Annotated in this window: 20 protein-coding genes and 1 tRNA gene; 19 read left to right on the top strand and 2 right to left on the bottom strand. The window is 66.2% G+C overall.

Annotated elements, in window-relative coordinates:
* Positions 1-97: 97 nt before the first annotated feature.
* Positions 98-174 (bottom strand) — tRNA-Asp (locus tag Q0581_RS03420).
* 84 nt (positions 175-258) lie between these two features.
* Positions 259-1,845, bottom strand: a complete 1,587-nt coding sequence (locus tag Q0581_RS03415; RefSeq protein WP_298697608.1) for an AbgT family transporter — start codon at positions 1,843-1,845, stop codon at positions 259-261.
* A gap of 218 nt (positions 1,846-2,063) precedes the next feature.
* Between Q0581_RS03415 and Q0581_RS03410 the strand changes: the two genes are divergently transcribed.
* The 19 genes from Q0581_RS03410 to Q0581_RS03320 all read left to right on the top strand — a co-directional run bounded on the left by Q0581_RS03410 (position 2,064) and on the right by Q0581_RS03320 (position 16,812).
* Positions 2,064-2,441: an NADH-quinone oxidoreductase subunit A gene (locus tag Q0581_RS03410; protein WP_298697607.1), complete on the top strand. Its 378-nt coding sequence runs from the start codon at positions 2,064-2,066 to the stop codon at positions 2,439-2,441.
* Positions 2,411-3,007, top strand: coding sequence for an NADH-quinone oxidoreductase subunit B family protein (locus Q0581_RS03405; protein WP_298697605.1), 597 nt, complete (start codon positions 2,411-2,413; stop codon positions 3,005-3,007). The genes Q0581_RS03410 and Q0581_RS03405 overlap by 31 nt, the downstream gene beginning before the upstream one ends.
* 56 nt (positions 3,008-3,063) lie before the next feature.
* On the top strand, positions 3,064-3,627 hold the full coding sequence (locus Q0581_RS03400) for an NADH-quinone oxidoreductase subunit C (RefSeq protein WP_298697850.1): 564 nt from the start codon (positions 3,064-3,066) through the stop codon (positions 3,625-3,627).
* 6 nt (positions 3,628-3,633) lie between these two features.
* Positions 3,634-4,041, top strand: coding sequence for a hypothetical protein (locus Q0581_RS03395; protein WP_298697603.1), 408 nt, complete (start codon positions 3,634-3,636; stop codon positions 4,039-4,041).
* 76 nt (positions 4,042-4,117) lie between these two features.
* Positions 4,118-5,296, top strand: a complete 1,179-nt coding sequence (locus Q0581_RS03390; protein ID WP_298697848.1) for an NADH-quinone oxidoreductase subunit D — start codon at positions 4,118-4,120, stop codon at positions 5,294-5,296.
* The gene (locus Q0581_RS03385) at positions 5,293-5,481 is read left to right on the top strand and encodes a hypothetical protein (RefSeq protein WP_298697601.1); all 189 of its coding nucleotides are present in this window, start codon (positions 5,293-5,295) and stop codon (positions 5,479-5,481) included. The genes Q0581_RS03390 and Q0581_RS03385 overlap by 4 nt, the downstream gene beginning before the upstream one ends.
* Positions 5,481-6,149, top strand: a complete 669-nt coding sequence (gene nuoE / locus Q0581_RS03380) for an NADH-quinone oxidoreductase subunit NuoE (RefSeq protein ID WP_298697599.1) — start codon at positions 5,481-5,483, stop codon at positions 6,147-6,149. Before Q0581_RS03385 ends, nuoE begins: the two co-directional genes overlap by 1 nt.
* Complete coding sequence (locus tag Q0581_RS03375; RefSeq protein WP_298697597.1) at positions 6,146-6,415, top strand: hypothetical protein; 270 nt, start codon at positions 6,146-6,148, stop codon at positions 6,413-6,415. The genes nuoE and Q0581_RS03375 overlap by 4 nt, the downstream gene beginning before the upstream one ends.
* 2 nt (positions 6,416-6,417) lie before the next feature.
* Positions 6,418-7,734, top strand: a complete 1,317-nt coding sequence (gene nuoF / locus Q0581_RS03370; protein ID WP_298697596.1) for an NADH-quinone oxidoreductase subunit NuoF — start codon at positions 6,418-6,420, stop codon at positions 7,732-7,734.
* A 4-nt stretch (positions 7,735-7,738) separates the two neighbouring features.
* Positions 7,739-8,110, top strand: a complete 372-nt coding sequence (locus tag Q0581_RS03365; RefSeq protein WP_298697594.1) for a hypothetical protein — start codon at positions 7,739-7,741, stop codon at positions 8,108-8,110.
* The gene (nuoG, locus tag Q0581_RS03360) at positions 8,110-10,155 is read left to right on the top strand and encodes an NADH-quinone oxidoreductase subunit NuoG (protein ID WP_298697592.1); all 2,046 of its coding nucleotides are present in this window, start codon (positions 8,110-8,112) and stop codon (positions 10,153-10,155) included. Before Q0581_RS03365 ends, nuoG begins: the two co-directional genes overlap by 1 nt.
* Before the next feature lie 64 nt (positions 10,156-10,219).
* A complete protein-coding gene (locus Q0581_RS03355; protein WP_298697591.1) occupies positions 10,220-10,447 on the top strand; it encodes a hypothetical protein in 228 nt (75 codons plus the stop codon).
* The gene (gene nuoH, locus Q0581_RS03350; RefSeq protein ID WP_298697846.1) at positions 10,444-11,511 is read left to right on the top strand and encodes an NADH-quinone oxidoreductase subunit NuoH; all 1,068 of its coding nucleotides are present in this window, start codon (positions 10,444-10,446) and stop codon (positions 11,509-11,511) included. Before Q0581_RS03355 ends, nuoH begins: the two co-directional genes overlap by 4 nt.
* The gene (locus tag Q0581_RS03345) at positions 11,508-11,723 is read left to right on the top strand and encodes a hypothetical protein (RefSeq protein ID WP_298697589.1); all 216 of its coding nucleotides are present in this window, start codon (positions 11,508-11,510) and stop codon (positions 11,721-11,723) included. Before nuoH ends, Q0581_RS03345 begins: the two co-directional genes overlap by 4 nt.
* Positions 11,720-12,211: an NADH-quinone oxidoreductase subunit NuoI gene (nuoI, locus tag Q0581_RS03340; protein WP_298697587.1), complete on the top strand. Its 492-nt coding sequence runs from the start codon at positions 11,720-11,722 to the stop codon at positions 12,209-12,211. The genes Q0581_RS03345 and nuoI overlap by 4 nt, the downstream gene beginning before the upstream one ends.
* Before the next feature lie 60 nt (positions 12,212-12,271).
* Positions 12,272-12,898, top strand: a complete 627-nt coding sequence (locus Q0581_RS03335; protein ID WP_298697585.1) for an NADH-quinone oxidoreductase subunit J — start codon at positions 12,272-12,274, stop codon at positions 12,896-12,898.
* A complete protein-coding gene (gene nuoK / locus Q0581_RS03330; RefSeq protein WP_298697584.1) occupies positions 12,898-13,206 on the top strand; it encodes an NADH-quinone oxidoreductase subunit NuoK in 309 nt (102 codons plus the stop codon). Before Q0581_RS03335 ends, nuoK begins: the two co-directional genes overlap by 1 nt.
* Before the next feature lie 8 nt (positions 13,207-13,214).
* Positions 13,215-15,314, top strand: a complete 2,100-nt coding sequence (gene nuoL / locus Q0581_RS03325; RefSeq protein ID WP_298697844.1) for an NADH-quinone oxidoreductase subunit L — start codon at positions 13,215-13,217, stop codon at positions 15,312-15,314.
* A gap of 4 nt (positions 15,315-15,318) precedes the next feature.
* Entirely contained in the window at positions 15,319-16,812 is a 1,494-nt protein-coding gene (locus Q0581_RS03320) for an NADH-quinone oxidoreductase subunit M (RefSeq protein WP_298697582.1), read from the top strand.
* Positions 16,813-16,819: the final 7 nt, after the last annotated feature.

Genomic DNA, 16,819 nt, shown 5'->3' with positions numbered 1-16,819 from the left:
AAGGTACGCGGGCGCAAGGACGCGCTGGCGATGTCAGGACAGTTTGTCGAAGTCCGGGGAAGGGCGGTGCGCCACCCCTCCGCTCTATCGGAGAAGGTGGCGCGAGTGACGGGGCTCGAACCCGCGACCTCCGGCGTGACAGGCCGGCACTCTAACCAACTGAGCTACACCCGCGTTTCCCGGCCGAAGCGCTTGCGCGCCGCGGCGAGGGGCGTCGTTTAGGCGGGACGCCCTTCGCCTGTCAAGCGCGACGAACGCTTATTTCGTCACAGGTCCGACGGGTTCCGCGACAGGGGCGGCGACCGCGGCTTCGGCCGGCGTCGGCAGGACGTAATGCACGCCCGCGCCCGGCCCCAGCGGCAGGTCCAGCGCCACCCACAGCGCCACCATGGTCAGACCCGCGATCAGGAAGGACACGGCATAGGGCATCATGGTCGCCATCAGCGATCCGAGGCCGAATTTCGGATCCCAGCGCTGGGCGAAGGTCAGGATCAGCGGGAAATAGCTCATCAGCGGCGTGGCGATGTTGGTCACCGAATCGCCCATGCGATAGGCGGCGGTGGTCATCTCGGGGCTGATGCCCAGCAGCATGAACATCGGCACCACGATCGGCGCCAGGGCCGACCATTTGGCCGAGGCCGAGCCGATGAACAGATCGAAGAAGCACGACACCAGCACCACCGACACCAACAGGATCGGCGCCGGCAGATTGATGGCCTTCAGCCCCTCGGCGGCGTTCACGGCCAGGATCGGCCCCAGGCCGGACCAGTTGAACATGGCCACGAAATGCGCGGCGAAGAAGACCAGCACCAGATAGGGCGCCAGCTGCTGGATGCCTTCGCGCATCATCCGCACCAGGTCGCGGTGCGTCTTGACCGACCCGGACCCGGCCCCAAAGGCCGCGCCGGCCAGGAAGAAGGTCAGGGCGAAGAAGGCGACCAGCGACCGGAACAGCGGATTGTAACGCTGCTCAGGCTCGGCCGCCGGATCGACGAAGGGCGAGCCGGGCAGGAAGGTGATGGCGGCCCACAGGGCGGCCATGCCCAGCACCACCAGGCCGGCCCAGGCCAGGCCCTTCTTCTCGCCGGCGGTCAGAGGCGTCTTTTCCTCGGTGCGCGGGGCCTGTTCGCCTTGGGGCGTCCAGGCGCCCAGGCGCGGCTCGATCACCCGGTCGGTGATGAACCAGACGATGGGGGTGAAGACGAAGACGACGCCGACGATGAAGAACCAGTTGCCGGCGATGTTCACCGCATAGGACGGATCGATCAGATGCGCCGCCGGCTCGGTGATGCCTAGCAAGAGGGCGTCCTGCGAACCGGGGAACAGATTGCCGGCGTATCCGCCCGACACGGCCGCGAAACCGGCGGCCAGGCCCGCCAGCGGATGGCGCCCGGCGGCGGCGAAGATGACGGCGGCCAGCGGAATGATGACCACATAGGCGGCGTCCGAGGCGTGGTGCGACACCATGCCGGCCACGACCACCACCGGCGTCAGTATGGATTTGGGCGCATTCAGCAGCAGGCCGCGGATGGCGGTGGTGAACAGGCCCGCCCGTTCGGCCACGGCGGCGCCGTAGATGATGGTGACCACGATCCCCAGGGGCGGAAAGTCCGCCAGGGTGCGCGGCATGCCGATGAACAGCTTCTCCAGATTCTCGGGCGCCAGCAGGCTCTTGGCCTGCATGACCTCGCCGCTGACCGGATTGACCGCCGACCAGCCCAGGCCCGCGCCGACCAGGCTGAGCGCCACCAGGGCGGCGATGAACCACAAGAACAGAAAGACAGGGTCCGGCAGTCGGTTGCCGATGCTTTCGATGGCGTTCAGCACGCGGCCGCCGACTTTCATGCGCATTTTCCGTATTGGAGGATCCAGCCGCGCATAGGGACGGGTTCCGCCCTCAGGGGCAAGCGGACCGGCCCGCGACATTCTGTCCACTGACGGGCATCGTGGATTGCGAATGGCTCGCAACAAAAGCCTTTTGCGGCATGGGTTTGAACCCCGCGCGGCTTGAGTCTAGAAGACGCCGAATCCGCCTCTCCCCCCGGCGGACGAGGTGCACCCGAATGAACGCATTCCTGCTGGAATATCTGCCGGTCGTCGTCTTCGCCGGCATCGCGGCCGTGCTGGGGCTGGGCTTCATGCTGGCGGCCGCGGTCCTGGCGCCCAAGAACCCCGACACCGAGAAGCTGTCGGCCTATGAATGCGGGTTCAACGCCTTCGACGACGCGCGGATGAAGTTCGACGTGCGGTTCTATCTGGTGTCGATCCTGTTCATCATCTTCGATCTGGAAGTGGCCTTCCTGTTCCCCTGGGCCGTATCGATGTTCGACCTGTCCAAGGCGGGCATGGTCTTCGCCTTCTGGTCGATGATGGTCTTCCTGGGCGTGCTGACGGTCGGCTTCATCTACGAGTGGAAGAAAGGCGCCCTGGAATGGGAGTGATCGCCCCCTCTAGCCCCATCGCCTTCGGTCAGGCCGCGCGCTCGACCGTCGAGGGCTATGACCCGCAGGTCCACGACAAATTCTTCGAAGCGGTCAACATGGAGTTGGGCGAGCGCGGCTTTCTGGTCGCCGCCGCCGACGACGTCATCAACTGGGCCCGCACCGGCTCGCTGATGTGGATGACCTTTGGTCTGGCCTGCTGCGCCGTGGAGATGATCCAGGCGTCCATGCCGCGCTATGACCTGGAGCGTTTCGGCGCCGCGCCGCGCGCCAGCCCGCGCCAGTCGGACCTGATGATCGTGGCCGGCACCCTGACCAACAAGATGGCCCCGGCCCTGCGCAAGGTCTACGACCAGATGCCGGACCCGCGCTACGTCATCTCGATGGGCAGCTGCGCCAACGGCGGCGGCTACTACCACTACAGCTACAGCGTCGTGCGCGGCTGCGACCGCGTGGTGCCGGTCGACATCTATGTGCCGGGTTGCCCGCCGACCGCCGAGGCGCTGGTCTACGGCATTCTGCAACTGCAGAAGAAGATCCGCCGCACGGGGACCATCGATCGATGAGCAACGTGGCGATGATGGATCATCTGGAGGCCCAGCTGACGCCTCTGGGCGCCGAGATGGTGGGCGCGCTGGGTGTCGAGGCCCAGGTGGCCTATGGCGAGTTGACCCTGGTCGCGCCGCGTGAGCGGATCGTCGAGGTGATGACGGCCCTGCGCGACACCTTCGGGTTCCAGCAGCTGATCGACGTCTGCGGCGCTGACTATCCCGACCGGGAAGAGCGGTTCGAAGTGGTCTATCATCTGCTGTCGCTGACGCGGAACGCGCGTCTGCGGGTCAAGGTGGCGGCCGACGAGGTCCAGCCCGTGCCCAGCGTCGTGGGCGTCTATCCGGCCGCCGACTGGTTCGAGCGCGAGGCGTTCGACATGTATGGCATGCTGTTCAGCGGCCACCCCGACCTGCGCCGCCTTCTGACCGACTATGGGTTCGAGGGGCATCCGCTGCGCAAGGATTTCCCCATGACGGGCTATGTCGAGGTCCGTTACGACGAAGAGCTGAAGCGGGTGGTGTATGAGCCCGTCAAACTGACGCAAGAGTTCCGTAATTTCGATTTCCTGTCGCCCTGGGAAGGCGCGGAATATCCCGCGCCCGTCCTGCCCGGGGACGAGAAGGCGAAGGGATGACCGGCCATGAACCGCACGGCGATACGATCGGCGTCTTCGTTCTTTCTGGTGACATTCTCCACCGCCTTCCTGTTCACGCTGGGGGCGCGGCTGACCGGCTGGTTCACGCGCGCGCCCGAGGTGTCGCCCTCGCAGATGCAGGCGCTGGGCGTGGCCATCATGATCGCCGTGGTGTGCCTGGCCGTGGGCGCCGGCATCCGGCGGCTGTCGGCGGGCGAGCTGCAGAGCGCGCTTCTGGGCGCCTCGGCCGTGCTGCTGTCGACGCCGCTGGCCATCGCGGTGCTGACCGGCAACTGGGAGATTTCGACCGCCGCCGTGTCGGGTATGGGGGTGCTGACGCTGGCGCTCGGCTGGCTGGTGGCGCTGACGCGCAAGCGCGTGGCGACGCACGACGAGGATCACGCTGATGGCTGACGGCCACAACACCCCGGCCCCGATCGGCGCCACGGACGTGTTCGACGACGACGTCCGCACCGCCCATGCGCGCGAGATGGACGAGCGCAAATTCACCATCAACTTCGGCCCCCAGCACCCGGCCGCGCACGGCGTGCTGCGTCTGGTGCTGGAGCTGGACGGAGAGCTGGTGACGCGGGTCGATCCGCACATCGGCCTGCTGCATCGCGGCACCGAAAAGCTGATGGAGGCGCGCACCTATCTGCAGAACGTGCCCTATCTCGATCGGCTGGACTACGTCTCGCCGATGAACCAGGAGCACGCCTTCTGCCTGGCCATCGAGCGGCTGCTGGGCGTCGAGGTTCCCTATCGGGCCCAGCTGATCCGGGTGCTGTATTCCGAGATCGGCCGCATCCTGTCGCACATGCTGAACGTGACGACCCAGGCGATGGACGTCGGCGCCCTGACGCCGCCGCTGTGGGGGTTCGAGCAGCGCGAACAGCTGATGGTCTTCTATGAGCGGGCCTGCGGCGCGCGCCTGCACGCCAACTATTTCCGGCCCGGCGGCGTGCATCAGGACCTGCCGATGGACCTGATCGACGACATCGACCGCTGGCTGCAGCAGTTCCCGGCGGCGCTGAAGGACATCGAGAGCCTGGTCACCGAAAACCGCATCTTCAAACAGCGCAACGTCGACATCGGCGTGGTGTCCAAGGAAGAGGCCCTGGCCTGGGGCTTCACTGGGGTCATGCTGCGCGGTTCGGACATCGCCTGGGATCTGCGCAAGTCGCAGCCGTACGAATGCTATGCCGACCTGGAGTTCGACATCGCCGTGGGCAAGAACGGCGACTGCTGGGACCGCTATCTGGTCCGCATCGAGGAGATGAAGCAGTCCGCGCGCCTCATGGCCCAGTGCATCCATCGCCTGCGCAACTGCCCCGGCGATCCGGTGATGGTCGAGGACAACAAGATCGTCCCGCCGCGCCGTGGCGAGATGAAGCGGTCGATGGAAGCCCTGATCCATCACTTCAAACTGTACACCGAAGGCTTCAAGACGCCGGAAGGCGAGGTCTATGCCGCCGTCGAGGCGCCCAAGGGCGAGTTCGGCGTCTATGTCGTGTCCGACGGCACCAACAAGCCGTATCGCGTCAAGATTTCGGCCCCCGGCTTCCGCCACCTGCAGGCGATGGACTGGATGAACCGCGGCCACATGCTGGCCGACGTCTCGGCCATTCTGGGCTCGCTGGACATCGTGTTTGGCGAGGTGGACCGGTGAGCAACAAGCCCCTGAGCGATGCGGTCAAACAGGGCTGGAGCGTGGTCGGCTATTCGGTCACCGACAGCAGCGGCGAAACGTGGAAGCACAACTTCCTGCTGGCCCGCAGCGGCCAGCACAAGGTGCTGACCGTGCGCAAGAAGATGCTGGGCGACGGCGTCGTCGCCGAGGAAATGGAAGTCTGATGTCGGTTCGTCGTCTCGCCAAGGATCAGCCGGCCACGTTCGCCTTCTCGAAGGCGACGAAGGCCAAGGCCGACTGGTGGATCAGCAAATATCCGCAAGGCCGCCAGCAGTCGGCGGTCATTCCCATCCTGTGGCTGGTCCAGAAGCAGGAAGGCTGGGTCAGCGAGCCGGCCATCCGCGCCATCGCCGACCTGTTGGGCATGGCCTATATCCGCGTGCTGGAGGTGGCGACCTTCTACACCATGTTCATGCTGGAGCCGGTCGGAAAGACCGCCCTGGTCCAGGTCTGCGGCACCACCCCGTGCATGATCCGCGGCGCCGGCGAACTGATGAAGGTGTGCAAGTCCAAGATCGGGCCGAAACAGACCCTGTCGGCCGACGGCCGCTTCTACTGGGAAGAGGTCGAGTGCCTGGGCGCCTGCGTCAATGCGCCGATGGCCATGATCAACGACTACTATTTCGAAGACCTGACGCCCGACAGCCTGAAGGCGATCCTGGACGATCTGGCCGCCGGCAAGTCGCCCCAGCGCGGGCCCCAGATCGACCGCATCAACTCGGCGCCCGAGGGCGGGCCGCAGACCCTGACCGATCCCAAGCTGTATGACGGCTCGGCCGCCAAGCCGATCAAGAGCCTGCCCAACAGCAAGCCTGTGAAGGCGCCGGCATGAGCAGCCCCGCCCCCGATCTGAGCACCGAACAGGGCCGCGCCGATTATCGGCGCGAACTGCGGCGCGTGGCCCAGCCGTATCGCTGGGGCGGGCTGGCGTTGATCCTGCTGGCGGCCGTGGTGGTCACCGCGGCGTCGCGCGGCGTGCTGCCGGAACCGGCGACCCTGATCGGCTACGGCATGCTGGCCCTGGGGTGGGCGCTGGTCATCCTGGCGGTGTTCCTGCGCACCCGTCATCACAAGCGCCGTCTGGCGGAAGGACTCTGAGCGTGGTCGGCATCCTGGAAGACAAGGACCGCATCTTCACCAACCTGTACGGCCTGCATGACTGGGGCCTGGACGGGGCGAAGACGCGCGGCTGCTGGAACGCCACCAAGGACATGCTGGACATGGGCCGCGACTGGCTCATCGACAACGTCAAGAACTCGGGCCTGCGCGGCCGGGGCGGCGCCGGCTTCTCGACGGGGCTGAAGTGGTCCTTCATGCCCAAGGAAGTGAAGGACGGGCGTCCGCACTATCTGGTCGTCAACGCCGACGAATCCGAGCCGGGCACCTGCAAGGACCGCGAGATCATGCGCCATGATCCGCACCTGCTGATCGAAGGCTGTTTGATCGCCAGCTTCGCCATGCAGGCCCACGCCTGTTACATCTATCTGCGCGGCGAATATGTGCTGGAACGCGAGCGCATGGAGGCGGCGGTCAAGCAGGCTTACGAAGCCAAGCTGATCGGCAAGAACAACGTCCACGGCTGGGACTTTGACGTCTATATCCACCACGGCGCCGGCGCCTACATCTGCGGCGAAGAAACGGCCCTGCTGGAAAGCCTGGAGGGCAAGAAGGGCCAGCCGCGCCTGAAGCCGCCGTTCCCGGCCGGGGCGGGCCTGTACGGTTGCCCGACCACGGTGAACAACGTCGAATCCATCGCGGTCGTCGGCACCATCCTGCGGCGCGGCGCCGACTGGTTCGCGGGCTTTGGTCGTCCGAACAACACCGGCACCAAGCTGATGAGCATTAGCGGCCATGTGAACCGGCCGTGCAATGTCGAAGAGGCGATGTCGATCCCGCTGCGTCAGCTGCTGGAAGAGCATTGCGGCGGCGTGCGCGGCGGCTGGTCGAACCTGAAGGCGGTCATTCCGGGCGGCGTCTCGGTGCCGCTGATCACGCGCGAGATGTCCGAGACCGCGCTGATGGATTTCGACAGTTTGCGCGAAATGCGCTCGGGCCTGGGCACCGCCGCCGTGATCGTCATGGACCAGTCCACCGATCTGGTGAAGGCCATCGCCCGCATCAGCTATTTCTACAAGCACGAGAGCTGCGGCCAGTGCACCCCGTGCCGCGAGGGCACCGGCTGGATGTGGCGCGTGCTGGAGCGCATGGCGGTGGGCGAGGCGGACCCGTCCGAGATCGACCTGCTGCTGGACGTCGCCGGTCAGGTCGAAGGCCACACCATCTGCGCCCTGGGCGACGCGGCCGCCTGGCCGGTTCAGGGTCTGATCCGCCACTTCCGCCACGAGATCGAGGACCGCATCCAGCAATACCGCACCCGTCGCGCGAACTTCGCCGGCCATGCGGTGGCGGCGGAGTAGGGCGATGCGCGCGGCGATCCTTCTTGCCGGGGCTGCTCTGACCCTGACCGCCTGCGGTCAGTCGGAGACGCGCGACGTGGCCGAACCGACGCCGGCCGCGGCGCCTGCGCCGGTCGTGGCCGCCGCGCCGGTGGACCTGCCGACCGCGTGCCGCGATGCGGTCAAGCGCATGTTCGGCCAGGAGGGCGACGCCGTCACCTTCACGGCGGCGGGCGAGGGCCGGGCCGAAGTGTCGTGGCGCGCGCCGGTCGATGGCGGCGTGCTGAGTTTTGAATGCCGGGCGGACGGCGACAGCGTGAGCCTGTCCCGCGAAAGCCGCCGGGTGTCCACGAGTATCCAGATGACGGCCCCCGCCGTCGAAAAAGAGGCCCGCTGATGCCTATCGCCAAGGTCAACGGCGTCGAGACCGAGTTCGAGCCCGGCATGACCGTGCTCCAGGTCGCCGAGCGCGCCGGGCACGAGATTCCGCGCTTCTGCTATCACGAGCGGCTGTCGATCGCCGGCAACTGCCGCATGTGCCTGGTCGAGGTGAAGCCCGGACCGCCGAAGCCGCAGGCCAGCTGCGCCCTGCCGGCCGCCGAGGGGCAGGAAATCTTCACCGACACGCCGATGGTCAGGAAGGCCCGCGAAGGGGTGATGGAGTTCCTGCTCATCAACCACCCGCTGGACTGCCCGATCTGCGATCAGGGCGGCGAGTGCGACCTGCAGGACCAGGCCGTCGGCTATGGCCGCGACGGCTCGCGCTATTCCGAGAACAAGCGCGCGGTCGAAGAAAAGAACATGGGTCCGACGGTCAAGACCTTCATGACCCGCTGCATCCAGTGCACGCGCTGCGTCCGCTTCATCACCGAGGTGGCCGGCGTGCCGGATATCGGCATGATCTCGCGCGGCGAGAGCGCCGAGATCACCACCTATCTTGAAAAGAACATCGACAGCGAGCTGTCGGGCAACGTCAACGACCTGTGCCCCGTCGGCGCCCTGACCCACCGGCCGTGGCAGTATCACTATCGCCCGTGGGAGCTGAAGAAGACCGAGACCATCGACGTCATGGACGCCGTGGGGTCCAACATCCGCGCCGACAGCCGCGGGGCCGAGGTGATGCGGGTGCTGCCGCGCGTCAATGAGGGCGTCAACGAGGAGTGGCTGTCGGACAAGAGCCGATACGCGGTCGACGGCCTGACCGCGCGCCGTCTGGACCGGCCGTGGGTGCGCGAGAACGGCAAGCTGCGGGTCGCGACCTGGGACGAGGCCCTGAGCGTCGTGGCCGAGAAGCTGAAGGCGGCCAAGCCGGAGCGCATCGGCGTCATCGCCGGCGATCTGCAGGACGCGGAATCGATGAAGGCGGCGCTGGACCTGTTCCGCGCCCTGGGCTCGGCCAACACCGACTGCCGTCAGGACGGCGCGGCGCTGGGTTACGGTCCTCGCGAGGGCTGGCTGATGAACTCGGGCATCGCCGGGATCGAGGCGGCGGACGCCGTGCTGCTGGTCGGCGTCGATCCGCGTCGCGAGGCGCCGCTGGTCAACACCCGTCTGCGCAAGAGCTGGCTGGCCGGCAAGGCCGAGATCGGCGTGATCGGTCAGCAGGCCGATCTGACCTATGATTACAACTGGTTGGGCGCGGGGGCTAAGACCCTGTCGAAGCTGCCCAAGGCGGTGGTGGACGCCCTGACCAAGGCCGAGCGCCCGGCCATCGTGGTCGGCGCGGGCGCCCTGGGCGGCGCCAATGGCGCGGCGGTGCTGAACGCCGTCGGCGCCCTGGCCAAGAAGGTCGGCGTGGTCATGGATGGCTGGAACGGCTTCAACATCCTGCACCACGCCGCCGCACGCGTCGGCGGGCTGGACATGGGCTTCGTGCCGGCCGAAGGCGGCCTGGACGTCGCGGCGATGCTGAAGCCCAAGGCGCTGGATGTGCTGTTCCTGCTGGGCGCCGACGAGGTGGAGGCCACGGCCTCCAACGCCTTCCGCGTTTATCTGGGCAGCCACGGCGACCGGGGCGCGCACGGCGCCGACGTCATCCTGCCGGGCGCGGCCTATACGGAAAAGCCGGGCCTGTACGTCAACACCGAGGGCCGGGTTCAGATGGCCGAGCGGGTGGTCTTCCCGAAGGGCGAGGCCAAGGAAGACTGGGCCGTCATCCGCGCCCTGTCCGAGCGGGTGGGCCACACCCTGCCGTACGACACCCTGGACCAGCTGCGGGCCAAACTGATGGCCGATCATCCGACCTTCGGCCGCATCGACTATGTGGCCCCGGCCGCGACGTTCGATGTCGGTTCGCTGGGCGCCAAGGGCGATCTGGGTGAGGGCGATTTCGTCTCGCCGGTGGCCGACCCCTATCTGTCCAACCCGATCGCGCGGGCCAGCGCGACCATGGCCGAACTGTCCGCCCAGCGGACGGCCCCGGCGTCGATGGCGGCGGAGTAGGGCGATGACGCTGGCCGGTTATCCCATCTGGATGTTCGCTCCGCTTCTGGTGTCGGTCGTTCTGATGCTTCTGTTCGTCAAGGAAGTCCGCGCGCTGACCAAGACGCTCGGCATCGATCCGCAGAATCCTGAGGACGGAAATCGTCTGACGACCGCCCTGTTTGGGGGCGAGACACGCCTGCATGACCTTGGCGTTCATCGCCAGGTCTGGCTGATCCGTCTCGCCTTCATCGGCGAGAACCTTTGCATCCTGCTTTTCGCCTATCTGATCTATCGCGCCGAGGCTGTCTGATGGAATTCTGGAGCACCCCGGTCGGCTGGACCCTGATCACCGTCGGCCAGATCCTGCTGGTCACGGTCGGCATCCTGATCTCGCTGGCCTTCCTGCTGCTGGCGGACCGCAAGATCTGGGCGGGCGTTCAACTGCGCAAAGGACCGAATGTCGTCGGCCCCTTCGGCCTGCTGCAGTCGTTCGCCGACTTCTTCAAATTCGTGCTGAAGGAGATCGTCGTTCCGGCCGGGTCGGACAAGGTCGTCTTCCTGCTGGCGCCGCTGATCACCTTCATCCTGGCCTTCATCGCCTGGGCGGTGATCCCGTTCGCGCCGGGCTGGGTCATCTCCGACCTGAACGTCGGCATCCTGTACATCTTCGCCATCAGCTCGCTGGGCGTGTACGGCATCATCATGGGCGGCTGGGCTTCGAACTCGAAGTATCCGTTCCTGGGGTCGCTGCGGTCCGCCGCGCAGATGGTGTCCTACGAGGTCTCCATCGGCCTGATCATCGTCAATGTGATCCTGCTGGCCGGGTCGATGAACCTGACGTCCATCGTGACCCAGCAGTCGGGCTGGATCTGGAACTGGAACGCCTTTGGCGGCGGCCTGGACACCTGGCCGACCGTGATCGTCATGTTCCCGATGGCCATCATCTTCTTCATCTCGGCCCTGGCCGAGACCAACCGCCCGCCGTTCGACCTGCCCGAGGCGGAGTCCGAACTGGTGGCCGGCTATCAGGTCGAATACAGCTCGACCCCCTATCTGCTGTTCATGATCGGCGAATACGCCAACATCGTCTTCATGTGTGTGATGATCAGCCTGCTGTTCTTCGGCGGCTGGAACCCGGGTTTCCCCATCGGCTTCGCCGACGCCTGGCCGGAATGGGTGCGCAACCTGCTGCTGTTCGGCGTGCTGTTCGTGAAGATCGTCTTCTGGTTCTTCATGTTCGCCCTGGTGAAGGCCTTCGTGCCCCGTTACCGCTATGACCAGCTGATGCGGCTGGGCTGGAAGATCTTCTTGCCGACGTCGCTGGTGGCGGTGGTCGTGGTCGCCGCCTGGCGCGTGTTCGGGGTGGGGGCGTGATCCGCATGGCCCTGATGCTGACCCTTCTCGGCGCCGGCGGCCTGGCCGCCTGCACGCCCTATGAGGCCATGCCGACCTCGCCCTATCAGTGGCAGCGCCGCCAGGACGAGATCGCCGCGCGCGAGGCCGAACGCGCCCGCGCGTGCGCCACGATGAACAAGGACACGGCCCGCTATCAGCGCGAGTGCCGCCGTCCCGGAGAGACCCAATGATCGCCCGCCTGAAGCAAGCCGTGAAAGGCGCCCTGCTGGTCGACGCCGTGGGCGCGGTCGGCCTGACGGTCAAATACATGCTGAAGCCCAAGGCGACGGTGAACTATCCGTTCGAGCGCAACCCGGTGTCGCCGCGCTTCCGGGGCGAGCACGCCCTGCGCCGCTATCCGAACGGCGAGGAACGCTGCATCGCCTGCAAGCTGTGCGAGGCCATCTGCCCGGCCCAGGCCATCACCATCGAGGCCGAACCGCGCGCCGACGGCAGCCGCCGCACGACCCGCTACGACATCGACATGGTCAAATGCATCTACTGCGGCCTGTGCCAGGAGGCCTGCCCGGTGGACGCCATCGTGGAAGGTCCGAACCAGGAGTTCGCCACCGAGACCCGCGAAGAACTTTACTATGACAAGGCCCGCCTGCTGGCCAACGGCGACCGCTGGGAACGGCTGATCGCCAAGAATCTGGAACTCGACGCGCCGTATCGCTAAACCCGGCCGCGATTCCGATCGGGGATCGCGCCGCACCGAAAGAAAGGGCCTGGCCCGCAAATGCTGCAAGGCATCGCCTTCTACATCCTGGCCGCGGCGGCGGTGATCCCGGCCTTCATGGTTGTGACCGCGCGCAACCCGGTGCACAGCGTGCTGTGGCTGATCCTGTCGTTCTTCTCGGCGGCGGGGCTGTTCGTGCTGATGGGCGCCGAGTTCCTGGCCATGCTGCTGGTCGTGGTTTACGTCGGCGCGGTCGCGGTGCTGTTCCTGTTCGTGGTCATGATGCTGGACGTGGACTTCGTGCGGCTGCGCGAAGGCTATGCCCGCTATCTGCCGCTGGGCGGGATCGTGGCGGCGGTGCTGCTGGTCGAGATGATCGTGGTGTCCATGGCCGTGGTCCAGGGCGGGGCCGCGCGCGACGCCGCCGGTCCCATCGCCGCGACGCCGGACCAGACCAATGTCGAGGCCATCGGTCGGGTGCTGTACACCGACTACGTCTATTTCTTCCAGGCGGCGGGGATCGTGCTGCTGATCGCCATGATCGGCGCCATCGTGCTGACCCTGCGCCACAAGCCCAACATCAAGCGCCAGGACGTCAGCCGCCAGGTCGGCCGCGACGCCAAGACCGCCATGCAGGTCAAGAGCGTCCAGACCGGCGTGGGCGTGACCCCCGAGGAGCTTCGCTGATGGAAATCGCGCTGCCGCATTACCTGTCGGTCGCCGCCATGCTGTTCACCATCGGGGTGTTCGGCATCTTCGTGAACCGCAAGAACGTCATCATCATCCTGATGTCGGTCGAGCTGATCCTGCTGGCCGTGAACATCAATTTCGTCGCCTTCTCGACCCATCTGAACGATGTGGCCGGGCAGGTGATGGCCATGTTCGTCCTGACCGTCGCCGCCGCCGAGGCGGCCGTGGGCCTGGCGATCCTGGTGACCTTCTTCCGCAACCGCGGCGACATCGCGGTTGACGACGCCAGCGTGATGAAGGGCTGATCGTGACCATCCAGACTCTCGTCACCCTGGGCGTCTTCGCCCCGCTGCTGGGCGCCGCGATCGCGGGCCTGACCGGCCGCCGCATCGGCAATGTCGCGTCCCAGGCGATCACCACCGGCCTGCTGTTCTTCTCGTGCGCCGTGGGCTGGATCGTGTTCAGCCAGCATACGTGGGGCCATATGCCGGCCTTCACGGTCGAGTTGCTGCCCTTCATCAATGTCGGGGATTTCCAGTCGGCCTGGTCGATCCGCGTCGACGCCCTGTCGGCCACCATGCTGATCGTGGTCACCACCGTGTCGTCGCTGGTGCACCTGTACAGCTGGGGCTACATGGCCGAAGACCCGGACAAGCCGCGGTTCTTCGCCTATCTGTCGCTGTTCACCTTCGCCATGCTGGCCCTGGTGACCGCCGCCGACTTCATGCAGCTGTTCTTCGGCTGGGAAGGGGTGGGGCTGGCGTCCTATCTGCTGATCGGCTTCTGGTACAAGAAGCCCACGGCCAGCGCCGCCGCCATCAAGGCCTTCGTGGTCAACCGCGTCGGCGACTTCGGCTTCGTGCTGGGCATCATGACGCTGTTCTGGATGTTCGGCACCATCAACTTCGCCGAGCTGTTCCCCCTGATCGCGGCCAAGGCCGGGACGGGGTGGGCGTTCCTGGGGCACACCTGGTCGGCGCTGGATCTGGCGGCCTTCCTGCTGTTCATCGGCGCCATGGGCAAGTCGGCCCAGTTCTTCCTGCACACCTGGCTGCCCGACGCCATGGAAGGCCCGACGCCGGTTTCGGCCCTGATCCACGCCGCCACCATGGTGACGGCCGGGGTCTATATGGTCTGCCTTCTCAGCCCGATCTTCGAGTACGCCCCGGTGGCGTCGCAGATCGTGGCCCTGACCGGCGCCGTCACGGCCCTGTTCGCCGCCACGGTCGGCCTGGCCCAGAACGACATCAAGCGGGTCATCGCCTATTCGACCTGTTCGCAGCTGGGCTACATGTTCTTCGCCGCCGGCGTGGGCGCCTATGAGGCGGCCATGTTCCACCTGTTCACCCACGCCTTCTTCAAGGCCCTGCTGTTCCTGGGCGCCGGTTCGGTGATCCACGGCATGCACCACGAACAGGACATGCGGAAGATGGGCGGCCTGTGGAAGCTGTTGCCCATCACCTATGCCGTGATGATGATCGGGACCATCGCCATCACCGGCCTGGGCATCCCTGGCATCGGCGGCCTGGCGGGCTTCTATTCCAAGGACATCGTGATCGAGAGCGCCTTTGCGGCCGCCGCCTCGAACCATTCGCCCATGGGCCTGTTCGCCTTCTTCGTCGGCATCTTCGCCGCCGGTCTGACGGCCTATTATTCCTGGCGTCTGGTGTTCATGACCTTCCACAACAAGCCGGTGTGGAAGGACGAGGATCATCACGAGCACGCCCATGACGACCACGCCGCCCAGCCGGCCCAGCTGGAGACGCATGACGAGCCTCTGGCCGACGGCGCCCATCCGGCGCACGACGATCACGCCCACGACGATCACCACCACCATGGCCCGCTTAAGCCGCATGAATCGCCCTGGGTGATGATCGCGCCTCTGCTGATCCTGTCGGTCGGGGCGGTGTTCGCCGGCATGGTGTTCGAGCCGTTCTTCACCGGCCACCACGAGAACGACTTCTGGCGCGGGGCCATCTTCAACGCCCCCGACAACCACGTCCTGCACGACGCCCATGGGGTGCCGACCTGGGTCAAGTGGTCGCCGCTGATCCTGACGCTGATCGGGACCGCCGTCGCCTTCTGGCTGTATGTCATCAAGGAAGGCATGGCCCGCCGCATGGCCGAGCGGGGCGGGGTGATCCACGCCTTCCTGTACAACAAATGGTATTTCGACGAGCTGTACGACGCGGTGTTCGTGAAGGGCGCCAAGGCCCTGGGCGACATGTTCTGGAAGGTCGGGGACGTCAAGATCATCGACGGGGGCGGGCCGAACGGCATGGCCTTCCTGTCGCGCGTGTTCGCCGGCCGCCTGTCCAAGGTCCAGTCGGGCTATGTCTATCACTATGCGTTCGTGATGTTGCTGGGCGTCGCCGGCTTCCTCGCCTTCGCCATCTACGCCTGGGGCGCCTGAGCCGATGCCGGTGATTCCGAACATCCTGAGCCTGGTCACCTTCCTGCCGCTGGTCGGCGCGGGGGTGATCCTGGTCGCGCATCTGCTGAGCAAGCGGGGCGAGGCGGCGGCGCCGGCCGCGCGCTGGATCGCCATGGCCACGACCCTGGTCACCCTGGGGGTGTCGATCCTGCTGGTGGCGGGCTTTGACTCCTCCAACCCGGCCTATCAGTTCGTCGAGCGCTATCAGTGGTTCGCCGGCGCCCAGTATCACCTGGGCGTGGACGGGATTTCGATCCTGTTCGTGCTACTGACCGCCTTCCTGATGCCCCTGTGCATCCTGGCCAGCTGGAACACGATCAAGACGCGCGTCGTCGAATATATGATCGCCTTCCTGGTGCTGGAGACGCTGGTGATCGGCGTCTTCACGGCGCTGGACATGTTCCTGTTCTACATCTTCTTCGAAGGCGGCCTGGTGCCGATGTTCCTGATCATCGGGGTCTGGGGCGGTCAGAACCGGATCTACGCGGCCTATAAATTCTTCCTCTACACCCTGTTGGGGTCGGTGCTGATGCTGCTGGCCATGCTGTGGATGGCGCACGAGACGGGCACCACCAGTATTCCGGCGCTGAAGGAATACGCCTTCGATCCGGCGGTTCAGCCCTTGCTGTGGCTGGCCTTCTTCGCCTCGTTCGCGGTGAAGATGCCGATGTGGCCGGTGCATACCTGGCTGCCCGACGCCCACGTCCAGGCGCCCACGGCGGGGTCGGTGATCCTGGCCGGCATCCTGCTGAAGCTGGGCGGCTACGGCTTCATCCTGTTCAACCTGCCCATGTTCCCGCAGGCGTCGCAGATGTTCCAGCCGCTGGTCTTCGGCCTGTCGGTGATCGCGGTGGTCTATACGTCGCTGGTCGCCTTCCGGCAGACGGACATCAAGAAGCTGATCGCCTATTCGTCGGTGGCGCACATGGGTTTCGTGACCATGGGCATCTTCGCCGGCAACGACACCGGCGTGCAGGGTGCGGTGTTCCAGATGATCAGCCACGGCCTGATCTCGGGCGCGCTGTTCCTGTGCGTGGGCGTGGTCTACGACCGGATGCACACCCGCGAGATCGCCTTCTATGGCGGCCTGACCAGCAAGATGCCGTGGTTCGCGGCCATCTTCCTGATGTTCACCATGGCCAATGTCGGCCTGCCAGGCACCAGCGGTTTCGTGGGCGAGGTCCTGACCATGACCGGCGCCTATCAGGCCTCGACCTGGACGGCGCTGATCGCGGCCTCGGGCGTGATCTTCTCGGCGGTCTATGCGCTGACGCTGTATCGCAACGTCATGTTCGGCGAGATCACCAATCCGGCGCTGAAGACCATCACCGACATCGACCGGCGCGAACTGATCCTGTTCCTGCCGCTGATCGTCGGCACGATCTGGCTGGGGGTCTATCCCGCGGCCGTTCTCGACATCACCGGGCCCTCGGTTGAGGCCCTGACCAGCGCCTATCGCGCCGCGATCGGCGGGTGAGATCCAT

The organism is uncultured Brevundimonas sp., assembly GCF_937863155.1.
GTDB lineage: Bacteria > Pseudomonadota > Alphaproteobacteria > Caulobacterales > Caulobacteraceae > Brevundimonas.
This window is presented reverse-complemented; position numbering and strand designations above follow the sequence as displayed.